This is a genomic window from Pseudoalteromonas sp. BDTF-M6 (assembly GCF_018334135.1).
Classification (GTDB): Bacteria; Pseudomonadota; Gammaproteobacteria; order Enterobacterales; family Alteromonadaceae; genus Pseudoalteromonas.
On the sequence record NZ_JAGXTQ010000001.1, the window covers coordinates 302,512 to 324,440 of the forward strand.

Below are 21,929 nucleotides of genomic sequence, written 5' to 3' on the forward strand. Positions count from 1 at the left end.
CCATAGGCTCCTTTTTTATTGCTTAAAATTATTGCTAGCGGCTGAAGTCAGCTAGCTAAAGATGGGTGAGACGATACCGTTGGTCCATAAAATGGCGGTAGCAGCCAAGATTATCACCAGTAACACTAAACCACAGGTCACCACCGAGCTGGCATAAATAAAACCGCGCTCGTAGGGGATATGCATCAGGATCGGCACACCGGTGTAGAGTAGATACACCGAATAGCTGAGCGCTACCAGGCCAACACAGACAATAAACCACAGAGTCGGGTAGAAGGCCGCAAAGGCCGCCATAAATACCGGAGTCGAGGTATAGGCCGCAAGCTCAAGCGTTTGCGTGAAGGTCGGCTCGGCGCCGAAGGTTTTTGCCATCCAATGAGCCAGATAAGCGAGCGCAAATACGCCGACAATCAAGGCCGCATACATGGCGCCAGCGATCATCAAGGCACTGTCGTGAGTCAGGTAAACCGGATCACCGGTACCAACACTCCAGCCTAAATGAACTGCCGAATAATAGCCCATGATACTGGGGATCAAGGCAATGAGTAGAATGTGCGATAAGCTATAGAGCAGGCTTTCGTGGCGATTGTCGATGGTTTGCCACTCTTCAACTGGATGGGCATATAAGCCCCAAAGGTGATTTAGAATCATAGAGTTACCCCTTAAATAAACTGGTTTTTGGCTGTATTATTTTTCACCAGCACTCATTTATGTATCGTCTAGAGCCTGGCGTTTGTCAAGAAAGTCCCCGAGCGCGTCGAATATGGTAAAATAGCGCCAATTACCAAGATATTGATTGAAGTTATGCTGGCCAAGTACCAAGAATTATTAGCTCCCATTCACTCATTTTTAGGATGTGAAACGCCGCAATCCTGGGTTGAAGAAGCGAAAAAGCCTGAGAATTTACGCATTATTCTGACCGATCACCTGATCTGTGAACTTAAAGCCGCGCAGAGCGCCATGTATCTTATTCGCCGTTATGCGGTGGACGAGCAAAGCGGCGAGGCCTTGTTGCAGTGGCTGAAGCCTTACGAAGACTTTACCTATCGCCAGGTGGGTGATTGGCAGGCCTTGGCTGATCACAATAAGCTCAATAAATCCATGATCCCCAAGTCTAGTGTGCCCTATGGCCAGGACCTCATAGATAAAATGGTGCTGCTGATCAAAGAAGAGCTGCATCACTTTTATCAGGTGCTGGAAATCATGCAGGAGTGCGGCATCGACTACGATAAAATCACCTCCAGCCGTTATGCCAAGGGGTTATTGCGCCATGTACGCACCTATGAGCCACAAGCCCTGATCGACAAGCTGATCTGTGGTGCCTATATCGAAGCGCGCTCATGCGAGCGCTTTGCCATGTTAGCGCCTCATGTAGATACGCGCCTGGGAGAGTTTTATGTATCCCTGTTACGTTCTGAAGCGCGTCATTATCAGGATTACCTCACCTTGGCTTCGGCTCTCGCCGGTGAGGATATTTCCGAGCGCATCGCGTTTTTTGGTGAGGTGGAAGCGGAGTTAATTGCTTCACCGGATGAGGATTTTAAGTTTCACAGTGGCGCACCCGTTGCCGCTTAGTACCTAACTAAAAGTGACTAACTAAAACAAAAAAGCCCAGGTTCAAATTACGCCTGGGCTTATTTCAAACAGAGCTATCGGCCGAGTTGCTAAAAGAACAAACGCTCGCGTTCATGGCCATGACACAGGGTAAGACCGCTAGCATCGGCTACTATGTAGGAGCTGTGCTCATACCAATCACCGAGTACCACCCGGGTTTTACCGCCGTGGTCATGAATAGCGGGGCGGTGGGTGTGGCCGTGGATCATCAGCTCCACCTTATGGGCAGCAAAGGTTTCCAGCACCGCACTAGGCTCGACATCTAAAATCTCGGCGCGTTTGTTTTGCTGGCTCATTTTACTCTTGATACGCGCATTGCGGGCAACGCGGCGGCGATACCAAAGCGGCATGGCCAGCATTAAGCGCGGCCACCACCAACCGCGTGACTTGCGGCGAAACTTTTGATATTCGATATCCTGCGTACACATTTCATCGCCATGGAGCAGTACCACCTGGGTACCGTAAAGGTCGATAACGGTTTGCTCGGGTAACAAAGTCATGCCCGCTTGGGCCGCGTATTTTTGGCCGAGCAGGAAATCACGGTTGCCATGAATAAAGTAGACCTTAACGCCACTATCACTTATCGCTTTTAATCTTGTGGCAATATCATCGCTCAGTGCTTCATTGGCATCATCACCAACCCAGACTTCGAAAAAATCCCCGAGAATATAAAGCGCATCCACATCTGCATCTATATGGGTATCTAAAAACTCAAAGAAGGCGGCGGTGATATCTGGCTGAGCGGCGCTCAAATGCAGGTCGGAAATAAACAGCGTACGTTTCATGGGGCCCTTAATAGCAAAAAGCGCGACAGAGCCGCGCTTAATAAAGTATTACTCTACAGTAACCTTAGTGATCACCACATCTTCAAGTGGTACATCCTGGTGGAAGCCAGCAGAGCCAGTGGCTACGCCTTTAATCTTCTCTACCACGTCCATGCCTTCTACTACTTCTGCGAAGACACAGTAGCCCCAGCCTTGTGACGTTTCGCTGCTGAAGTTTAGGAAGTCATTGTCATTAACATTGATAAAGAACTGAGCGGTCGCAGAATGTGGATCCGGCGTACGCGCCATGGCTACCGTGCCTTTTTTATTGCTAAGGCCGTTGTTAGCTTCGTTTTCTATTGGATCTTGCACAGACTTTTGGTCCATACCCGGTGCAAAACCACCACCTTGAACCATAAAGCCATCGATAACACGGTGGAAAATAGTGCCATCGTAAAAGCCGGACTTGGCGTAGTTTAAAAAGTTGGCGACCGTTTTTGGTGCTTCTGTTTCAAATAGCGCCAGCTTAATGGTGCCCATATTGGTTTCTAATACAACCATGATGATTCTCTATGTATTAAGGTGAAAAGGTTATTTTATCCCACGGTGGTGAAACTCTCAATCTACTAAGGGAGGATAGGGCTATTAAGTCCTTTAATTTTGTTGCTTTTAGCCTTTTGCGCGGTGGCGGCTTGCCAAGCGCGGTGGTAAGATAACGGCATTAATATAACCGATAGGATCCCCTTGTAATGTTGCAGATATACAACACACTTTCACGTCAAAAAGAACACTTTGAGCCCTTGAATGCCAATAAAGTGGACATGTATGTGTGTGGGATCACCATTTACGATTATTGCCACGTTGGCCACGCCCGTACTTATGTGTCGTTCGACGTGATGAACCGTTATTTGCGTTACCTTGGCTATGATGTCACCTATGTGCGCAACATTACCGATGTCGACGATAAGATCATCGCCCGTGCCAATGAGAACAAAGAGCCCATCGACGCTTTAACCAAGCGTATGACGGCCTCCATGCATGAAGACTTTGCTGCCCTTAATATCCTTGCGCCGGATATCGAGCCTACGGTAACCGGTCATATGGACGATATCATCGCCATGATTGAGCGTTTGATTGCCAAAGGCCACGCTTATGTAGCGCAAAGCGGCGACGTGCTATTCGACGTTTCCAGCTTTAACGATTACGGCAAGCTTTCACAGCAGGACTTGGAGATGCTTCAGGCCGGTGCCCGTGTCGAAGTTGCCGAGGGCAAAGACGATCCTTTGGACTTCGTGCTATGGAAAAAAGCCAAGGCCGGTGAGCCAAGCTGGTCGTCACCTTGGGGTGAAGGTCGCCCGGGCTGGCATATCGAATGTTCGGCCATGAGTTCAAAACACCTAGGCGAATACTTTGATATTCACGGCGGTGGTTCGGATCTGCAGTTCCCACACCATGAGAACGAAATTGCCCAGTCGTGCTGTGCTAACAATGGCCGCTATGTGAAAACTTGGATCCACACCGGCATGGTGCAGGTAAATAAAGAAAAGATGTCTAAGTCATTAGGCAACTTCTTTACCGTGCGTGAGGTATTAAAAGCCTACGATCGTGAAACCGTGCGTTACTTCCTGATCAATGGTCACTACCGCAGCCAGTTGAACTACTCGCAGGAAAACCTGGAGCAGGCTCGTGCATCCTTGGAGCGTATCTACACCGCCTTACGTGATGTTGAGCCGGTTGAGATTGAGCTTAAAGGCAACAAGTATGCGGCGCGTTTTGAAGCGGCCATGAATGATGACTTCAATACGCCGGAAGCCTTGCCTGTGTTATTCGAGCTGGCAAAAGAAGTGAACCGCCTTAAGGGTGAAGATGCCCCAGCGGCGGGCCAACATGCTTACCTGCTGGTTAAGCTGGCGGAAGTATTAGGTATTGCTCAGCAAGACCCTGCAGCTTTCCTTCAGGGTGAGCAAGACGACGATGAGGCGGCGCACATCGAAGCGCTGATTGAACAGCGTCGTCTGGCCCGTGAGAACAAAGACTGGGCAGCAGCGGATGAAGCCCGTGATGCGCTTACGGCCTTGGGTGTGGTGCTTGAAGACAGTGCCGGTAAAACCACCTGGCGTAAAGCGTAAACGCAAAGGTATAACGCCTTGTTAAAAACGCCGCGCATTTGTTCGCGGCGTTTTTGTTTGTCGTTTCTGTCTTGACCTCAAGCTAATACCAATTCACTTAAATAGCTAATCATTCTAGCGGGCTAAATATCAAGCTCACTGTGTTGGAATTTTTCGATGTAGAATAACTACATAAGAAAAATTCCGCCTTGTGATCCTATCATTTATCCAGCGCTATATCTGATCACATACTTAACAGAATTGGTATAAAGGTCTTAGCCTGGCTGCCGTTATTATCAATCAGGAATCCGAATGAATATTTTTCTTGCCATGATCCCCGCCTTCTTATGGGGAACCACCTATGCGGTCACCAAGTACGCCATGCCCGACTGGCCACCCATTTTACTTGGTGCCTTGCGAGCTTTACCGGCAGGGATTGCGCTGTGGTTTCTTAAACCCTCTTTGCCCAAAGCCGGGCAGTGGCGCCCCTTGCTGCTTTTGGCTGCGGTGAATATCGCTCTGTTTTTTGCCTGTATCTTTGTGATGGCGGTTAATTTGCCAGCGGCCATTGCCGGGGTTGGCATGGTTTCCGTACCTGTGGTGGCACTGCTTTATGCTTGGCTAGTGAAAGGGCAGAGGCCCGCCTTGGTGCAATCCATTTGCGCACTGGCTCTGGTCTTTTTAGCCTGGCTGTTGTTCGACCCTAAAGAAGTGAGTTTAACCCTGATTGGCATGCTGGCGTTATTTGCCTCCTTGCTCTGCATCGTGGTTGGCAGTGCCCTGGTGCAAAAGTTCTCCATGCATATTCATTGGTGGACGGTACTGACCTGGCAACTGATCCTTGGCGGCACCTTGCTTGCAATCGCTGCGCTTATCCAGGCATTTTATCTTGAGCCCGAGGCTTATCAGGCGCTGCAAAATCCCATCGAGCGTCAACAATGGTTGGCAGTAGTGTGGCTGGTGCTGCCCAACACCGCGGTGGCGTACAGCTTATATGTGTGGCTGTTGGGACGCATGTCGGTGGTGGAGTTTACCTTTGGCACCATAGCCAATCCCATCGCCGGTATTATTACGGCGGTGCTGTTATTGGCAGAGACGTATCAAGGTTGGCAATATGCCCTGATGATGGCGATGATAGTATTTTCGGTAACGCCGCAAGGGGTGCAATTACTGCGCTCGCGATGGGAAAACAAAAAGGCCAGCGAATAGTGCTGGCCTTTTTTGAATTTAGCGTATTGCATTAGCTGTGATAGTTTTCACAGGCTTCCAAGGTGTTTTCAATCAGGCTGGCAACCGTCATTGGGCCCACCCCACCCGGAACCGGGGTGATATAGCTGGCGCGTTGACTGGCAACGTCATAGGCCACATCGCCAACCAGGGTGCCGTTGTCCAAACGGTTAATCCCCACATCGATCACCAGGGCGCCTTCTTTAATCCATTCACCGGGAATAAACTCAGGTTTACCCACGGCTACAACTACTAAATCGGCACGGCGTACATGAGCCTCTAAGTCCTGGGTGAACTTGTGGCATACAGTGGTTGTACAACCTGCCAGCAGCAGCTCAAGAGACATAGGACGACCAACAATGTTCGAGGCACCAACAACAACGGCGTGCATACCTTTATAACGAACGCCGGTTGAGTCTAGCAGGGTAATAATGCCTTTTGGCGTACAAGGGCGTAGCGCTGGCATGCGTTGAGCTAGGCGGCCAATATTATAAGGGTGGAAGCCATCCACATCTTTATGTGGAGTAATACGCTCTAACACCTTCTCGGCGTTAAGACCTTCTGGAAGCGGCAATTGTACCAGGATGCCATCTACTTCAGGATCGGCATTAAGCTGGTCAACCAAGTCAAGAAGTTGTTGTTCGCTGGTATCACCAGGTAGATCATAAGACTTAGAAACAAAGCCTACTTCTTCACATGCCTTACGCTTAGAACCTACATAAACCTGGCTTGCCGGATCCTGACCTACCAGTACAACCGCGAGGCCCGGTGCGCGCAGACCTTGCTCTTTACGTTCGGCGACACGCGCTGCCACTTGGGCGCGAACTTGCTTTGCAATTGCCTTACCATCAATGATGTTTGCCGTCATGAGTAACCTTTAATTGGGGTGGTGTGCTTTTTAGGGGGCGCTAAAGAGTCACACGAAATTAGAACGAAATACTTTTATTAGAGCCGTACGGTATAAAAAGGGGTCACCGTAAGGAACCTGTGCAATATTTTCGCAGAAAAGCGCTGCCTAGCCAAGCTAAGAGCCATAGGAAAGCACTGTTTTATGGGCTAAATTGATAAAATATCGAACAAATTCGTTAAAACTTAAACAAAGCGAGTTAAAAATAAGCAAACGCACCGTTGCGGCGAAAAAAATGTTTGACCTCGCCAGGTCAAATCACTATTATGCACCCCGTTGTCAACGAGGGGTCGAGTTCGAAACCTCAGGCAAAACAAGTATCGGCGATTAGCGCAGCTTGGTAGCGCACTTGGTTTGGGTCCAAGGGGTCGCAGGTTCAAATCCTGCATCGCCGACCACTTTTCAAAAGTGAAGTGAGCGTCTTGGTTTGGGTATTTAATCCAAACTATCGCAGAATCTAATTCCGCAGGTCGTTCACTTTCTTTAGGAAGTGTCACTTGATGAGCACGAAGAAGTATTCGTTGCACCGCGCCCGTAGCTCAGTCGGATAGAGCAACGGCCTTCTAAGCCGTCGGTCGAAGGTTCGAATCCTTCCGGGTGCGCCATTATTGTGGCGGCTGTAGCTCAGTTGGTAGAGCCCTGGATTGTGATTCCGGTTGTCGCGAGTTCAAGTCTCGTCAGTCGCCCCATTTTTCTAAATATACGTATATCGGCGTTTAGCGCAGCTTGGTAGCGCACTTGGTTTGGGTCCAAGGGGTCGCAGGTTCAAATCCTGCAACGCCGACCACCTTTTCTTAAGGTGAAAGCGAAAACATATTTAGAAAACACAATTTGAGTATCGGCGATTAGCGCAGCTTGGTAGCGCACTTGGTTTGGGTCCAAGGGGTCGCAGGTTCAAATCCTGCATCGCCGACCACTTTATTTATAAGAAATAAAAAGCAGTTTGTTTGGGTATTGTGCCCATCGCTTGCAGGTTAAAATCCTGTATCGCAACCACGTTCTCCCCCCCCCCCCCTAAAAAATATCTCTTTTTTCTTTTAGATAGCAATAACTCTTAATTTAAGTAGCTCCAGCGTATCATTGTGATCAAGTATTTGACGCGAACTGTATGCAAAGTGCGCTAAGTCATGCCCAATAGCCGCAGATCCGCTAATTTCTCGGCCTGCGCTCTCGACTCTTATAAATATTAGGTTATAATGCCGCGTCTATTGTTAAACATAAGTGCCCATAGGGCAGTGCAGGCATAGGGATCGCCCCCGTCATCACCGCGGCAAAATTGCCATTTTGCGTGAGTGGCCATGATAAACGATCGCCGTGTATGTAACGAAGGCGCAACGCCGCCATATTTGAAGATTGAGGTAAATCATGCAAGTTTCTGTTGAGACGACTCAAGGCCTTGAGCGCCGTCTGACTATCACTGTTCCTTCAGCGAACGTTGAGACCGAAGTTAAAAAACGCTTACAACAATTGTCTAAAACTCAGCGTATCGACGGTTTCCGTCCGGGTAAAGTACCAGTTTCTATCATCCAAAAACGCTTCGGCGCAGCGGTACTTCAAGAAGTAGCTGGCGACCTAATGCAGCGTAACTACATCGATGCCATCATCGCTGAAAAAATCAACCCAGCCGGTGCACCTACTTTCGCTCCTAAAGCGCTTGAAGCAGGTAAAGACCTAGAGTTTGAAGCCACTTTTGAAGTTTACCCAGAAGTTGAGCTTAAAGGCCTAGAGAACATCGAAGTTGAGCAACCAGTTGTTGAAGTAAAAGACGAAGACCTAGCTAACATGCTAGAAACACTTCGTAAGCAACACGCTTCATGGACTGAGTCTGAAGAAGCTGCTGGCGAAAACGCACGCGTTACTATCGACTTCGTTGGTACTATCGACGGCGAAGAGTTCGAAGGCGGTAAAGCTGAGAACTTCCCACTTGAACTTGGTCAAGGTCGTATGATCCCAGGTTTCGAAGACAACATCGTTGGTAAGAAAGCCGGTGAAGAAGTTGTTGCCGATGTAACTTTCCCAGAAGAGTACCACGCTGAAAACCTAAAAGGTAAAGACGCGCAGTTCACTATCACTGTGAAGAAAGTAGAAGTACAAGAGCTTCCAGAACTTAACGAAGAGTTCGCGGCGCTATTCGGTATCACCGAAGGTGGTGTTGACGCACTTAAAGAAGAAGTGAAGAAGAACATGAGCCGTGAGCTTAGCCAAGCTGTTAAAGCTAAGGTTAAAGAGCAAGCGATCGAAGGTCTTCTAGCGCAAAACGAAATCGAAGTACCAAAAGCCCTTGTAGAGCAAGAGATCGACGCACTTCGCAAGCAAGCTGCACAGCGTTTTGGCGGCGACGCTCAAAACATGCCTGAGCTTCCAGCTGAGCTATTCCAAGAGCAAGCTATCAAGCGCGTTAAAACTGGCCTACTACTAGGTGAAGTGATCAAGTCTGGCGAAATCAAGGCTGACGACGCGAAAGTAGAAGAGCTAATCAGCACTATGGCTTCTGCTTACGAAGATCCAAGCGAAGTAGTTGAATACTACAAAGCCAATGAGCAACTAATGCAGCAAATGCGTAACGTTGCCATGGAAGAGCAAGCGATTGAAGCAATCGTTGAGAAAGCTAAAGTAACTGACGTAGAAACTGCGTTCGACGACATCATGAACCCGCAGGCGGCTCAATAAGTCGTTGACTTAAGTTACAAGCAACGTTTAAATGGCTCGTATGCTTTGCTCGCAAAGCACCGAGCCATTTTAGTTTGTGTCGCTCATTAAGGAATCAAGTAATAATGAACAATGGTATGACAGATCCGCTTAACGCATTAGTTCCCATGGTGGTAGAACAAACCGCTAAGGGAGAACGCTCTTATGACATCTACTCGCGCCTTCTTAAAGAGCGAATCATCTTTTTAACGGGTCCGGTTGAAGACCATATGGCCAATCTGATTGTGGCCCAGTTGCTATTCTTGGAATCAGAAAATCCAGAAAAAGACATTCACCTGTATATCAACTCTCCGGGTGGCTCGGTCACCGCAGGTATGTCTATTTACGACACCATGAATTTTATCAAGCCTGACGTCAGCACCTTGTGTGTGGGTCAAGCGGCCAGTATGGGGGCATTTTTGCTTTCTGGTGGTGCCAAGGGTAAGCGTCATTGTCTGCCTAATTCACGTGTGATGATCCACCAACCGCTAGGCGGCTTCCAGGGTCAGGCATCCGATTTTGAAATTCACGCTAAAGAAATCCTGTCTATCAAAGATAAACTAAATAGATTGTTGGCAGAGCACACGGGACAGCCTTTGGATGTGATCTCTCGTGATACCGACCGTGACAACTTTATGAACGCCGATGCAGCGGTTGAATATGGTCTGGTTGACTCTGTTTTTGATCGACGCAGCGCCAAGTAATCTAATTGCTGCGCTTTAACCAATTGGCGGCGCAATGCGCCGCAAAGTTTGGTATATTTGTTTAAGAAGTCCATTTGCTACAATGTAATAAAGCTCGTAGCGTAAAGAATGAGGTAGCTGAATGTCCGATAAACCAACAGACGGCGAAAAGACAAGTAAACTGCTGTACTGCTCGTTTTGTGGTAAATCTCAGCACGAAGTACGAAAGTTGATCGCAGGCCCATCCGTTTATATTTGTGATGAGTGTGTTGACCTGTGTAACGACATCATCAGGGAAGAAATTAAGGATATCGCGCCCAAGGCGAACGCATCTGACAAGTTGCCGGTTCCAAAAGAGATCCGCTCTCACCTAGATGATTATGTAATTGGCCAAGAACACGCCAAAAAAGTACTGTCGGTTGCGGTTTATAACCACTATAAGCGTCTGCGTAACGCCGGTAATACCGATGGCGTTGAATTAGGCAAGAGTAATATCTTGCTGATCGGTCCAACCGGTAGCGGTAAAACCCTATTGGCCGAGACCATGGCGCGCCTATTGGATGTGCCTTTTACCATGGCCGACGCCACCACCTTAACCGAAGCCGGTTATGTGGGTGAGGATGTTGAAAACATCATCCAAAAACTACTGCAAAAATGTGATTACGACGTTGAGAAAGCGCAGCGTGGTATCGTCTATATCGATGAAATCGACAAGATTTCTCGTAAGTCGGATAACCCGTCTATCACCCGAGATGTATCCGGTGAGGGCGTGCAGCAAGCGCTACTGAAACTGATTGAAGGTACGGTTGCCTCAGTTCCACCGCAAGGCGGCCGTAAGCATCCGCAGCAGGAGTTCTTGCAGGTAGACACCTCTAAGATCCTCTTTATCTGTGGTGGTGCCTTTGCAGGTCTTGATAAGGTTATCGAGCAACGCAGTGCCAAGAACACGGGTATTGGCTTTGGTGCCAATGTGAAATCGAGCAGTGCCGAGCGCAGCCTAAGCGAATCCTTTAAAGACGTGGAGCCGGAAGATCTGGTTAAATATGGTTTGATCCCAGAATTTATTGGTCGTCTTCCCGTGGTAGCAACACTGACAGAGTTAGACGAAGATGCGCTGATTCAGATCTTGAATGAGCCGAAAAACGCCTTAACGAAACAGTTTGCCTCCTTGTTTGCGATGGAAAATGTTGAACTGGAGTTCCGTGAAGACGCACTAAAAGCCATTGCTCATAAAGCGATGGAGCGTAAAACCGGTGCCCGTGGTTTGCGTTCAATTGTTGAGGGTGTCTTGCTTGATACCATGTACGAGTTACCGTCTATGGAAGATGTCAGCAAGGTAGTAATCGACGAAACCGTGATCAAAGGTGAGTCCGACCCCATCCTTATCTATGAAAATAACAGTCAGGATAAGGCTGCATCAGAATAAAAACTAAGCAATTGAATTTAAAAAGGAGCCTAAGGCTCCTTTTTTTATAAATTTGTTGAACTTTGCCCCGCCAATCCCCATATACTTGGGTAATTGTTAAATTTTGAGAAGTCCGAAGAGAGTTAGTATGACGCTTGAAAGAACGGATCGCGTTGAAATTCCAGTACTGGCATTAAGGGACGTGGTGGTCTATCCCCACATGGTGATCCCGCTATTTGTCGGTCGCGAAAAGTCGATTCGCTGTCTTGAGGCAGCGATGGATAAAGACAAACAGATTTTCCTAGTGGCGCAAAAAGACGCCTCGGTAGACGATCCAACCAGTGAAGAAATTTATACCGTTGGTACGGTTGCCAGCGTTTTACAACTATTAAAGCTGCCCGACGGCACGGTTAAGGTGCTCGTTGAAGGCACCCAGCGTGCGCGCATCGAAAAATACACCCAAGAAGATGACTTCTTTGTTGCCGAGGTTGAGTACATTCCCTCTAGCGATATCGACGAGCGTGAGCACGAAATCTTTATTCGCAGTGCGGTGAGCCAATTCGAAGGCTACGTCAAACTGAATAAAAAGATCCCGCCCGAGGTACTGACCTCGGTGTCCGGCATTGAAGAGCCGGCACGTTTGGCCGACACCATGGCAGCACATATGCCGATTAAGGTGCCGGAAAAGCAAAAGGTGCTTGAGATCAGCGATGTGACCGAGCGTCTGGAATACCTGATGGCGATGATGGAAGGTGAAATCGATCTATTACAGGTCGAGAAGAAAATCCGCGCCCGGGTGAAAAAGCAGATGGAAAAATCGCAGCGTGAGTATTATCTCAACGAGCAGATGAAAGCCATTCAGAAAGAGCTCGGTGAGATGGAAGATGTGCCAGACGAGTTCGAAGGGCTGCAAAAGAAAATAGCCGAGTCGGGCATGCCGGCCGAGGCCGAAGAAAAGGCCATGGGCGAGCTGAAAAAGCTGAAAATGATGTCGCCGATGTCGGCCGAAGCCACGGTTGTGCGCTCCTACATCGAGACCATCACCAATGTGCCGTGGAAGAAAAAGTCGAAAGTGAAAAAAGACCTGGCCGGGGCGCAGAAGATCCTCGATTCTGACCATTACGGTTTAGAAAAGGTTAAAGACCGCATCATCGAATACCTCGCGGTGCAGCAGCGTACCAATAAGCTCAAAGGGCCGATTCTGTGTTTAGTAGGGCCACCGGGTGTAGGTAAAACCTCGCTGGGGCAGAGTATTGCCCGCGCTACCGGTCGTAAGTATGTGCGCATGGCCTTAGGTGGCGTTCGTGATGAAGCGGAGATCCGTGGTCACCGCCGTACCTACATAGGTTCTATGCCAGGTAAATTGATTCAGAATATGACCAAGGTCGGCGTACGCAACCCGCTGTTCCTGCTTGATGAAATCGATAAGATGTCATCGGATATGCGTGGCGACCCGTCATCGGCATTGCTTGAGGTATTAGACCCAGAGCAAAACAGCACCTTTGCGGATCATTACCTTGAGGTGGATTACGATCTGTCGGATGTGATGTTCGTGGCGACCTCCAACAGCTTTAATATTCCTGGCCCCTTGTTGGACCGTATGGAAGTGATCCGTCTGTCCGGTTATACCGAAGACGAGAAACTTAATATCGCCAAGCAGCACCTTATTCCTAAGCAGATTAAGCGCAATGGTTTAAAAGAAAAAGAGCTGACCATAGACGACAGCGCCATCATCGGCATTATTCGTTACTACACCCGCGAAGCGGGCGTACGTGGTCTCGAGCGTGAAATTTCTAAACTGTGTCGCAAAGCGGTGAAAAACATTCTGCTTGATAAGAGCCTGGAGCATATCACCATAGACGACAATAACCTGGAGGAATACCTCGGGGTGCAGCGTCATGATTATGGTAAGGCCGAAGGTGATGATCGCATTGGTCAGGTAACCGGTTTGGCGTGGACCGAAGTGGGCGGCGATTTGCTAACCATAGAATCATCTGCGGTACCAGGCAAGGGCAAACTAAGTTACACCGGCTCCTTGGGCGATGTCATGAAAGAGTCGATTCAAGCGGCCATGACGGTAGTACGCTATCGTGCCGAAAAGCTGCGTATTAGTTCGGACTTCCACGAGAAGCGTGATATTCATGTGCACGTGCCTGAAGGGGCAACGCCGAAAGACGGCCCAAGTGCGGGTATCGCTATGGTGACTGCCTTGGTGTCTAGCCTCACTGGGAACCCGGTGCGCTCGGATGTGGCCATGACAGGAGAAATTACACTGCGCGGTGAAGTATTGCCTATCGGCGGCTTAAAAGAGAAGCTGCTGGCGGCACACCGAGGTGGCATTAAGACGGTGATCATTCCGCAAAAGAATGAACGCGATTTAAAAGAAATCCCTGAGAATGTTCGCGAAGGCCTAGCTATTCACCCTGTGCAATGGATTGACGAGGTGTTGGAGCTTGCTTTAGCCCAGCCAATCGAGCGTTTTAGCCTTGATTGCGCAAAAAGTGAGTAAAAATAGTAAAAAAATATCGTAAAGGGCTTTTCAAATCACTAAGGTGTGATAAGTTAGGCACTGGATTTGAGCCTAGGCCTTGTGTGGCCTAGGTTTCAAGACGATTAAGGCGTTTGGAAAGGATGCGTTCTTTTCTAAATTTAATAGCACAGAGATGCTCTCAAGCTGTACACTTTTCACAAGCTGAGTCGCTCTGGATAATAACAATGTAAGGGGATGATATTGTGAATAAGTCTCAATTAATCGATCAAATCGCAGCTGATGCTGATATCTCTAAAGCGGCTGCCGGTCGTGCGTTGGATTCATTCATTGAGTCAGTATCAAATGCACTTAAAGAAGGCGATTCAGTTGCCCTAGTTGGTTTCGGTACTTTTTCTGTACGTGAGCGTGCTGCTCGCACCGGCCGTAACCCACAAACTGGCGAAGAAATTCAAATTGCTGCTGCAACCATTCCTTCGTTCAAAGCAGGCAAAGCGCTTAAAGACGCAGTTAATTAATTTGCGAAGCTTGAATTACTAGCAAACGGAAAACGATTGTTAGCTTCAAGTGAAAAAGCGTATCTGCTAAGATACGCTTTTTTTATATCCTTCACTTTATTGTAAGGTTAAAACCGTACTGGAAAGTGAAGGGGGTACTAAATAAATAGAGATAAAGATAAATGCTAGAAAAAATCAGAGAAGGCTCGCAAGGCTTGGCGGCCAAAATTATTCTAGGGCTAGTGATTTTATCTTTTGCTTTGGCAGGGATCGGGGGCTACTTAGGTCAGACTACCGAGCAATCCGTCGCTGAGGTGAACGGGGTAAAAATCACGCAGCGCGACTTTGCCAGAGCATTCGACAACGAACGCGCTCGTCAAGAGCAGCAATTCGGTGAATACTTTGCGCAATTAGCCAATGACCCAACCTTTATGGCTCAACTTCGCCAGTCCGTTACCAATCGCTTAATCCAACAAGAACTACAATCGCAATTAGCGGCAGAAATGGGTTTACGCGTAAGTGATGCAGAAGTACGTAAAGCAATTATAGACATGCCAGCCTTCCAGTTTGGCGGCAAGTTTAGCAACGACCGTTACCTTCAGGTCATGCGTCAAATGGGTTTCCAAGCCGATGACTTCCGCGAGTTTCTTCGTAAAGAAATGACGCGTTCACAGCTGGTCAGCGCCCTGGCAGGTACCGATTTCACCTTGAGCAACGAGCTAAACCAAGCGGTTGGCTTGCAGCAACAAGAGCGTGCGATTGATTATTTAGTCATTGATAACGACAAGTTTAAAGAAACGGTCACCGTTAGCGATGAAGAAATTCAAAATTACTATGACCTAAACCAAGCCCAGTTCTTAGCGCCTGAGCAGGTTAAGGTGGCGTACGTTGAGCTTAATGCCGACACCCTTGAGTTGGCCGAGCCTATCAGCGCAGAGCAAATCAAAGAGTACTACGAGCAGAACCAGGCCATGTACAGCGAGCCGGAAAAACGCCGGGTTGCGCATATCTTAATTGAGAACAGTGAAGATGACGCCGCAGCACAGCAAAAGGCCGAGGAGCTATTAGCGCAACTGCAGCAGGGTGCCGACTTTGCCGAACTGGCCGAAACTCAGTCGGACGATATCGTCAGTGCTGAACTAGGTGGTGATCTAGATTGGATTGAGCGCGACATGCTTGACCCTGACTTTGAAGATGCGGCGTTCGCACTGAAGGACGTAGGTCAGCTGTCAGAGGTAGTGCAATCTGAGTTTGGTTATCACATCATCAAACTAACCGACTTGCAGCCGGGTGAAATGAAGGCCCTGGCCGATGTTGAGCCTGAGATCCGCAGCGAGCTTGAGAAAGTTGAAAAAGCCGACATCTATTACGAAAAACAAACAGAGCTGGCAGAGCTGGCGTTTGAAGTATCGGATAGCTTGGAAGATGCGGCAGCGGCAATTGGCGCCACGGTGCAAACTACCGACTTATTAGCACGTGTACAACTGCCTGCACCGCTAAATCAGCCCAACGTTGCTAGCGTTATCTTCTCGCCTGAACTGCTTGAAGATCGTGTTAACTCAGAAGTATTAGAGCTGGGTAACGAACATGTAGTAGTGGTACGTGTTGTTGATCACAAACCTGCGGCTACCAAAGAATTGGCACAAGTACGTGAGCAAATTCAAGATATCCTGGTAGCAGAAAAAGCTTCATCGCTTGCTAAAGAGCAGGCCGAGACCTTGTTCGCCGAGCTAGAAGCTGGCACGGCTATCGCTACACTAGCGGAGCAAGCCGGTGTTGAACTGCTAAGCGAAGATAAACTAACGCGTCGTACCTTTAGTGTGCCGCCAGCGTTGACTCAACAGGTGTTCAAGCTGGCTCACCCGGATGCGACTCCTGTGGTTGACCTGGTCGAGCTTAATAACGGTAACGTGGCCCTGGTAGCGCTTAAGTCGGTAAATACGCCGAGCGAAACCGAGGTGGACGATCAGGTTAAGCAAAGTCTAACCATGCAACTTGCTAATAAAAACTACCAGACCTTCGTAGAAGCGCTAGAAGCGCAAGCGGAAGTGGTACGTAAGCCAATGGCACCGCAAGGCGAATAATCATCGCTAAAGCATAAAAGAAAGGCCGCATTTGCGGCCTTTTTTATTGCTGTGCGCGACTCTTCGGTGAGCAAGGGCAGAGTGTTTAATAGGTTAAGTGTGTCCTGAGTCCGTACTTGAACCCTAAGCTTGTTTTATCCAGGGTAACTAGCAGGTCAGCAGCCGCTGACAGGTTTTTGATTGCGGGTTGGTGAAGATTTCCCGGGTGTTACCGTACTCCACAACCTCGCCGTGATCCAACACCATCACCTGATCGCTCATATGCTTTACCAGGCTCAGGTGGTGGGTGATCAATACATAGCTTAGGCCGCTCTCGCGTTGCAACTCCAACAGCAGATTCACCGTCTGTGCCCGTACCGAAGGATCCAAAGAGGATAAGGCTTCATCAAGCACCAACACCTTGGGGTCGAGGATAAGCGCTCTGGCGAGCGCCACTCGCTGCAACTGCCCGCCGGAGAACATATGCGGATAATAGTGGCGGTGCTCAACTAACAAGCCCACTTTGGAGAGGGTCTGCTTAATTTTTTCCAGGCGCTCGGCAGCGCTTAATTTAGTATTAAAACGCAGGCAATCGTCCAAGGTTTCCTCTATGGTCAGGGCCGGATTAAGCGAGGTCGTTGGGTCTTGAAAGATCAGGCGGATAGCACTGCTATCACCCAAATGCTTGGGGCCATCCTTAATCAGCTCGCTTTCAAGAATGATCTGCCCACTACTGACTTCATCGGCACCGGCCAACACCTTGGCGAGCGTGCTTTTCCCCGCGCCGGTTTCGCCTATCACCGCCAGGGTTTCGCCTTGGCCAATACAAAAGGAAATATCTTTGAGCAGGGACACCTTTTTATGGCTGAGCAAACCGGCGCGGACATTGATCATTTTATTCAGTGCTTGCACTTTCAGTAGGGGTTGCATCAGCTTTGCTCCTGCTTATGTTCCTGTAATTCCTGCTCTAGCGTATGTTCTTTCTCCTGCTTATGCAGCGGAAAGTGGCAGGCGTAGCTGTGGCCATGCTCTTTTTCCAGCTTAGGTGTCACCACACAGGCTTTTTGTGCGTTGGGACAGCGGGGACCCAAGCGACAGCCTATTGGCAGGTGCTGCAAGGTCGGAATGGTGCCTTTGAGGGCGTACAGGGGCTGCTTATGGCCCAGGGCCATATCGTAGTCGGGCAGGCTTTGCAGTAATGCCTTGGTGTAAGGATGGCGCGGGTGAGCAAATACCTGCTCGGTGGGCCCGGCTTCTACCATCTGACCGCAATACAGTACATGCATGCCATGGGTCCAGTCTGTGAGCTCTTCGAGTTCGTGGGAGATCATCAAGATGGACATGTTTTTGAGCTGGTTTAAACTCTTTAACAGCCTAAATACCTGGGCGCGCGTGGTACTCTCAAGCGCCGTGGTGGGTTCATCGGCAATAAGCAAGCGCGGTGAGCGGGCGATGGCCATGGCGATCATCACCTTTTGACACACCCCTTCGGAGAGTTCATGAGGGTAGCTGGACAGCACCTTTGAGTGCTCCTTGATACCGACCTTATGCAACAAGGCACGTACGCGTTTTTTCTTGGCACGGCGGCGCTGGAAAATATTACCGCTTTGGTCCGTTTCGGGAATACTTTCTTCAATCTGGTCGCTGATTTTCGCCGTTGGATCCAGGCAGCGGCTTGGCTCCTGATAAATCATCGCCAGGTCTTGGCTCACCAGCTTACGGCGCTTTTCATCGGACAGGCGCATTAGGTCCACACCGCGCCAGTGCATACGATCCGCACGCACCTCCCAGCGTTTATTGAGGGCACCCACCAAGGCTTTGGCAATCAGACTCTTCCCCGAGCCGGACTCGCCGATAAGGGCATGCACTTCACCTTCTTTAAGGCTGAAATTAACACCGTCAACCACGCGAATAATGGAGTCCGAGGTTTTCAACTCTATGGTGAGGTTGCGAATATCAAGTAACTGCATTAGTCCGCCCGTCGCTCTTTAAGTACGTTGCGCAGGCCATCGCCAACCAGGTTGGTGGACAGCACGGCTAAAAATAGCAAGATCCCCGGCAGCGCTACGGTCCAGGGCGCCAGATAAATTAAGCCGAGGTTTTCCGCCAAAATCGCACCCCATTCTGCGGTCGGGGGCTGGGCACCGAGCTTTAAAAAGCCCAGGGCAGCAATATCGAGGATTGCCAGCGACAAGGCCATGGTGAAGATAACCACGATGCGCTCATAAATGTTGGGGAAAATACCGCGCACTAAAATTTGCCAATGGTTAGCGCCGTCCAAACGAAAGGCGCTGATATAGTCCTTGCTCAGCTCTTCCACCACCAGGTTGCGTACCGAGTGAATAAATTGCGGCAGCAGTGCGAAAATAATGGCCCAGACGGTATTCATCAGACCCGGACCGAGTATGGCAATAATAATAATGGCCAGCAGCAACGAGGGGATGGACAGGGTGATATCAAGCAGGTGATTCAAAAAGCTGGCCCGCAGTCCGCGGCTGATCCCAGCAACCGTACCCACCAACACGCCCACGAGCGTGGTCACCAGCGCCGCCACGATAGATAGGCCAAAGGTGTAGGTGGCGCCATTCATTAGCCTGGAGAGCACATCACGGCCCAGATCATCGGTGCCGAGAATAAAGCGCACATCGCCGTCTTCGTGCCAAGATGGCGGGATCAACAGCGCGTCGGCATGTTGCTCATTGATACCATAAGGCGCCAACAGGGGGGCGGTGGCCGCTAACACGGTAAGCGCCAGGAACAACCACAAGCCAACCAGGGAAACGTGGTTGGCCCTAAATTTACGCCACAGCCTGAAAAGCGGCGAGACGTTGGATTGTTCGGTAAATAATTTAAAGTTTGCCATGCGCTTGATTCCGTGAGATCGGGTCGAGCAGGGTATAGAGTAACTCGGTGAAAATAGTCGCAAAAATAATAAACATGGAAATGGCTAACAGGCCACCCTGAATAGCCGGGAAGTCACGCTGATAAATGCTGTCGATAAGCCAACGGCCTATACCCGGCCAGGAGAAAATAACTTCGGTGATCATCGCCAGGGTGATCAAGGCGCTAAACTGCAAACCAATTTGCTTAATGACCGGCAGCAAGGCGTTACGCAGGGCGTGGTGAATAATCAACTGGCGACGACTCAGACCCTTGGCGCGCGCGGTTTTGATGTAATTTTGTTCTAGTACGTTGAGCATGGAATCACGGGTAAAGCGCACCAATACCGTGGTTGGGTAGGTGGCCAGCACTAGGGTCGGCAATGCCAGGTGATGCAGGGCATCGGTAAAGGCCTGACCGCCATAGGGGAAACCGGCAAGCATCACATCAAGGAGAATAAAGTGGGTGCTGGCGGGTATTTCATACAATAAACTGATGCGCCCGGACATGGGGAACAGGCCCAATTGCAGGCAAAACACCATGATCAATAACAGCGCCAGCCAAAATATGGGCACCGAGTAACCCACCAGGGTGATGCCGCTGATCAGCTTATCGGGCCAACGACCCTGCGACAGCGCCGCGAGAATACCGGCGGGAACGCCGACAATCACCGAGACCAACAAGGCATACACGGCGAGCTCGAAGGTGGCCGGTGCCAAGGTAAGCACATGACTAAAAACCGGATCCCCTGAGGCAAAGGATAAGCCCCAGTCCCCTTGGAGAATACGCCCGACAAAGGCCAGATATTGGCTGATATAGCCCTCATCGAGATGGTACTTGGCGCGTAGCTCGGCGCTTTGTGAAAAGCCCGCAGTTTCTATGCCACTGAAATTGGTGAGCGGCTCTCCGGGAAACAGATAGCCCAGGGAAAAGGTAAACAGGCTCAGGGTAAAGAGCATAAACAGCAGCAGCGAGAAGCGGCGAATGGCAAATTCAAACATCATGGCTCTTTACTCGCGTGGGCTAGGGAAATACCGCCAAACGGGCTTAGGGTAATGCCTTGGATATTGGCATCATTGGCCTGTGAGCGTTTACCGTGGGCCAAAGGCAGCAGCGGCAATTGCTCGGCAATCATTTGCTGGGCCTTAACATAAAACTCTTTGCGCTGTGCTTGATCCGTGGTGGCCAGTGCCTGGGTGAGCAAAAAGTCGAATTCCGGGTTACACCAGTTGGCTGGGTTTTTACCGCTAAAGGTAGCGGCACAACTGAGTAAGGGACTAAAGAAGTTATCTGGGTCCGGGGTGTCGGCAGCCCAGCCCAATAACACGCTGTCGTGACGATGTTCATCGACGCGCTGCAAGAAGGTGTTCCACTCGTATTCGACTATGCGCACCTTCACGCCCACCTCGCGTAAGTCGCTCTGCATCAGCTCCGCCATTTTACGCGCGTTGGGGTTGTAAATCCGGCTCACCGGCATGGCCCAAATGCTCATTTCAAAGCCATTTTCATAGCCGGCCTCGGCCAGTAGCTCGCGGGCCTTATCCGGGTTGTATCCGGGTAAGTTATTTTGTTCCTGGTAGGCCCAACTAATGGGCGGCAGCATGGAGGTCGCCTTCACACCTTGGCCGTAATACACCGCCTGCATGATTTTATCCACATTAATGGCGTGGGCGAGGGCACGACGCACCTCGGGGTTGTTAAAGGGCACACGCTCTGTGTTAAAGGCCCAGTAGCCAATATTTAAATTATCCTGCTGCTGTAAGTCTATGTCACTGCGCTGGCGTAATACATCGAGCTGGGTGGCACTGGGGTGCGGGGTGACATCACACTCCTTGGTTAACAGCTTGACGATACGCGTGGTGCCGTTGGGGGTAATATCAAACACCAGCTGGTCGAGGTTGACCTGGTGCTCCCAATAATCCGGGTGGCTGTAATAGCGAATAAAGCGGTCTCGTTGATACTCGCGATAAACGAAGGGTCCGGTGCCCACTGGGTATTGGTCGAACAGCTCCATTTGCTCGTTTTCCATCAGTTTCATGGCGTACTCGCGCGAGGTGATGGCGGCAAAGTCGGTGGCCAGGTTGGCTAAAAAGCTGCTTTCCGCATTAAAGAGCTCAAAGGTCACCTGATATTCCGAGTCCTTGCGAATATTGCGGATCAACTGATCCAAGCCGACACTTTGAAAATACGGGTAATTGGCTTCACCAACAAAGTGATAAGGATTATAGACATCGAACAATCGATTAAAGGAGAAGACTACATCGTCGGCGTTGAAAAGGCGCGTGGGTGAGAAATAGGCGGTGTTATGAAAATGCACGTCTTCACGCAGTTTAAAGGTGATTTCGGTGCCATCTCGGCTTATTTTCCAACTGGTCGCCAGCTCGGGAATAAATTCGCCGCTGACCGGGTCGATACGCAGCAGTCTGTTGTAAAGTTGTTTGGAAATGATGTCTATGGTGGAGCCGGAGGTGGTCACCTGAGGGTTAAACGACACCGGGTTGGCTTCGGCGCAATAAACCATGCCTTCTATGGGCGCATAGTGGGCATCTTCATTTTGGCACCCAGCGAGAACTAACGCCACGGTGCCCAACAACCATTTATACAC

The 21,929-nt window shown here is 49.7% G+C and carries 18 protein-coding genes and 5 tRNA genes; 14 read left to right on the plus strand and 9 right to left on the minus strand.

Annotated elements, in window-relative coordinates:
• Window positions 1–51: 51 nt before the first annotated feature.
• On the minus strand, window positions 52–651 hold the full coding sequence (locus KD147_RS01350; RefSeq protein ID WP_105255394.1) for a Yip1 family protein: 600 nt from the start codon (window positions 649–651) through the stop codon (window positions 52–54).
• Window positions 652–804: 153 nt separating this feature from the next.
• On the opposite strand from KD147_RS01350, the gene miaE reads away from it, so the two are divergent.
• The gene (miaE, locus tag KD147_RS01355; protein ID WP_212546625.1) at window positions 805–1,575 is read left to right on the plus strand and encodes a tRNA isopentenyl-2-thiomethyl-A-37 hydroxylase MiaE; all 771 of its coding nucleotides are present in this window, start codon (window positions 805–807) and stop codon (window positions 1,573–1,575) included.
• 89 nt (window positions 1,576–1,664) lie between these two features.
• On the opposite strand, the gene KD147_RS01360 is transcribed toward miaE, so the two are convergent.
• Window positions 1,665–2,399: a UDP-2,3-diacylglucosamine diphosphatase gene (locus KD147_RS01360; RefSeq protein ID WP_105255396.1), complete on the minus strand. Its 735-nt coding sequence runs from the start codon at window positions 2,397–2,399 to the stop codon at window positions 1,665–1,667.
• Window positions 2,400–2,447: 48 nt separating this feature from the next.
• On the minus strand, window positions 2,448–2,939 hold the full coding sequence (locus tag KD147_RS01365; protein ID WP_105255397.1) for a peptidylprolyl isomerase: 492 nt from the start codon (window positions 2,937–2,939) through the stop codon (window positions 2,448–2,450).
• Between the two features lie 188 nt (window positions 2,940–3,127).
• Here KD147_RS01365 and cysS point away from each other — a divergent pair, with 188 nt between their 5' ends.
• Entirely contained in the window at window positions 3,128–4,507 is a 1,380-nt protein-coding gene (gene cysS, locus KD147_RS01370; RefSeq protein ID WP_212546626.1) for a cysteine--tRNA ligase, read from the plus strand.
• A gap of 291 nt (window positions 4,508–4,798) precedes the next feature.
• A complete protein-coding gene (locus KD147_RS01375; protein ID WP_212546627.1) occupies window positions 4,799–5,695 on the plus strand; it encodes a DMT family transporter in 897 nt (298 codons plus the stop codon).
• Window positions 5,696–5,726: 31 nt separating this feature from the next.
• Here KD147_RS01375 and folD read toward each other — a convergent pair whose 3' ends face one another.
• Window positions 5,727–6,581, minus strand: coding sequence for a bifunctional methylenetetrahydrofolate dehydrogenase/methenyltetrahydrofolate cyclohydrolase FolD (folD, locus tag KD147_RS01380; protein WP_105189989.1), 855 nt, complete (start codon window positions 6,579–6,581; stop codon window positions 5,727–5,729).
• 360 nt (window positions 6,582–6,941) lie between these two features.
• Here folD and KD147_RS01385 point away from each other — a divergent pair.
• The 11 genes from KD147_RS01385 to KD147_RS01435 all read left to right on the plus strand — a co-directional run bounded on the left by KD147_RS01385 (window position 6,942) and on the right by KD147_RS01435 (window position 16,465).
• A tRNA-Pro gene (locus tag KD147_RS01385) sits at window positions 6,942–7,018 on the plus strand.
• A gap of 130 nt (window positions 7,019–7,148) precedes the next feature.
• Window positions 7,149–7,225: transfer RNA gene (locus KD147_RS01390), tRNA-Arg, on the plus strand.
• 8 nt (window positions 7,226–7,233) lie between these two features.
• A tRNA-His gene (locus KD147_RS01395) sits at window positions 7,234–7,309 on the plus strand.
• Window positions 7,310–7,330: 21 nt separating this feature from the next.
• Window positions 7,331–7,407: transfer RNA gene (locus tag KD147_RS01400), tRNA-Pro, on the plus strand.
• A gap of 52 nt (window positions 7,408–7,459) precedes the next feature.
• Window positions 7,460–7,536, plus strand: a tRNA-Pro gene (locus KD147_RS01405).
• 449 nt (window positions 7,537–7,985) lie between these two features.
• Window positions 7,986–9,290 carry a trigger factor gene (tig, locus tag KD147_RS01410; RefSeq protein WP_105255400.1) on the plus strand — a complete coding sequence of 435 codons (1,305 nt, stop codon included), beginning with the start codon at window positions 7,986–7,988 and terminating at the stop codon, window positions 9,288–9,290.
• 104 nt (window positions 9,291–9,394) lie between these two features.
• On the plus strand, window positions 9,395–10,012 hold the full coding sequence (clpP, locus tag KD147_RS01415; RefSeq protein WP_212546628.1) for an ATP-dependent Clp endopeptidase proteolytic subunit ClpP: 618 nt from the start codon (window positions 9,395–9,397) through the stop codon (window positions 10,010–10,012).
• A 121-nt stretch (window positions 10,013–10,133) separates the two neighbouring features.
• Window positions 10,134–11,417, plus strand: coding sequence for an ATP-dependent protease ATP-binding subunit ClpX (gene clpX, locus KD147_RS01420; RefSeq protein WP_212546629.1), 1,284 nt, complete (start codon window positions 10,134–10,136; stop codon window positions 11,415–11,417).
• 127 nt (window positions 11,418–11,544) lie between these two features.
• Window positions 11,545–13,905, plus strand: a complete 2,361-nt coding sequence (gene lon, locus KD147_RS01425) for an endopeptidase La (protein ID WP_105255403.1) — start codon at window positions 11,545–11,547, stop codon at window positions 13,903–13,905.
• Window positions 13,906–14,129: 224 nt separating this feature from the next.
• Window positions 14,130–14,402, plus strand: coding sequence for a nucleoid-associated protein HU-beta (gene hupB, locus KD147_RS01430; RefSeq protein ID WP_105189984.1), 273 nt, complete (start codon window positions 14,130–14,132; stop codon window positions 14,400–14,402).
• A gap of 161 nt (window positions 14,403–14,563) precedes the next feature.
• On the plus strand, window positions 14,564–16,465 hold the full coding sequence (locus KD147_RS01435) for a SurA N-terminal domain-containing protein (RefSeq protein WP_212546630.1): 1,902 nt from the start codon (window positions 14,564–14,566) through the stop codon (window positions 16,463–16,465).
• Between the two features lie 147 nt (window positions 16,466–16,612).
• Here KD147_RS01435 and KD147_RS01440 read toward each other — a convergent pair whose 3' ends face one another.
• From KD147_RS01440 to KD147_RS01460, 5 genes are read right to left on the minus strand one after another with little or no spacing between them, the layout of a single operon-like run.
• On the minus strand, window positions 16,613–17,374 hold the full coding sequence (locus KD147_RS01440; protein ID WP_105255405.1) for an ATP-binding cassette domain-containing protein: 762 nt from the start codon (window positions 17,372–17,374) through the stop codon (window positions 16,613–16,615).
• The gene (locus KD147_RS01445; protein ID WP_105255406.1) at window positions 17,374–18,414 is read right to left on the minus strand and encodes an oligopeptide/dipeptide ABC transporter ATP-binding protein; all 1,041 of its coding nucleotides are present in this window, start codon (window positions 18,412–18,414) and stop codon (window positions 17,374–17,376) included. The genes KD147_RS01440 and KD147_RS01445 overlap by 1 nt, the downstream gene beginning before the upstream one ends.
• Entirely contained in the window at window positions 18,414–19,307 is an 894-nt protein-coding gene (locus KD147_RS01450; protein WP_105255407.1) for an ABC transporter permease subunit, read from the minus strand. Before KD147_RS01450 ends, KD147_RS01445 begins: the two co-directional genes overlap by 1 nt.
• Window positions 19,294–20,328 carry an ABC transporter permease gene (locus KD147_RS01455; protein ID WP_105255408.1) on the minus strand — a complete coding sequence of 345 codons (1,035 nt, stop codon included), beginning with the start codon at window positions 20,326–20,328 and terminating at the stop codon, window positions 19,294–19,296. Before KD147_RS01455 ends, KD147_RS01450 begins: the two co-directional genes overlap by 14 nt.
• Window positions 20,325–21,929 (minus strand): ABC transporter substrate-binding protein, encoded by a 1,605-nt coding sequence (locus KD147_RS01460; protein WP_212546631.1) that lies wholly within the window; start codon window positions 21,927–21,929, stop codon window positions 20,325–20,327. Before KD147_RS01460 ends, KD147_RS01455 begins: the two co-directional genes overlap by 4 nt.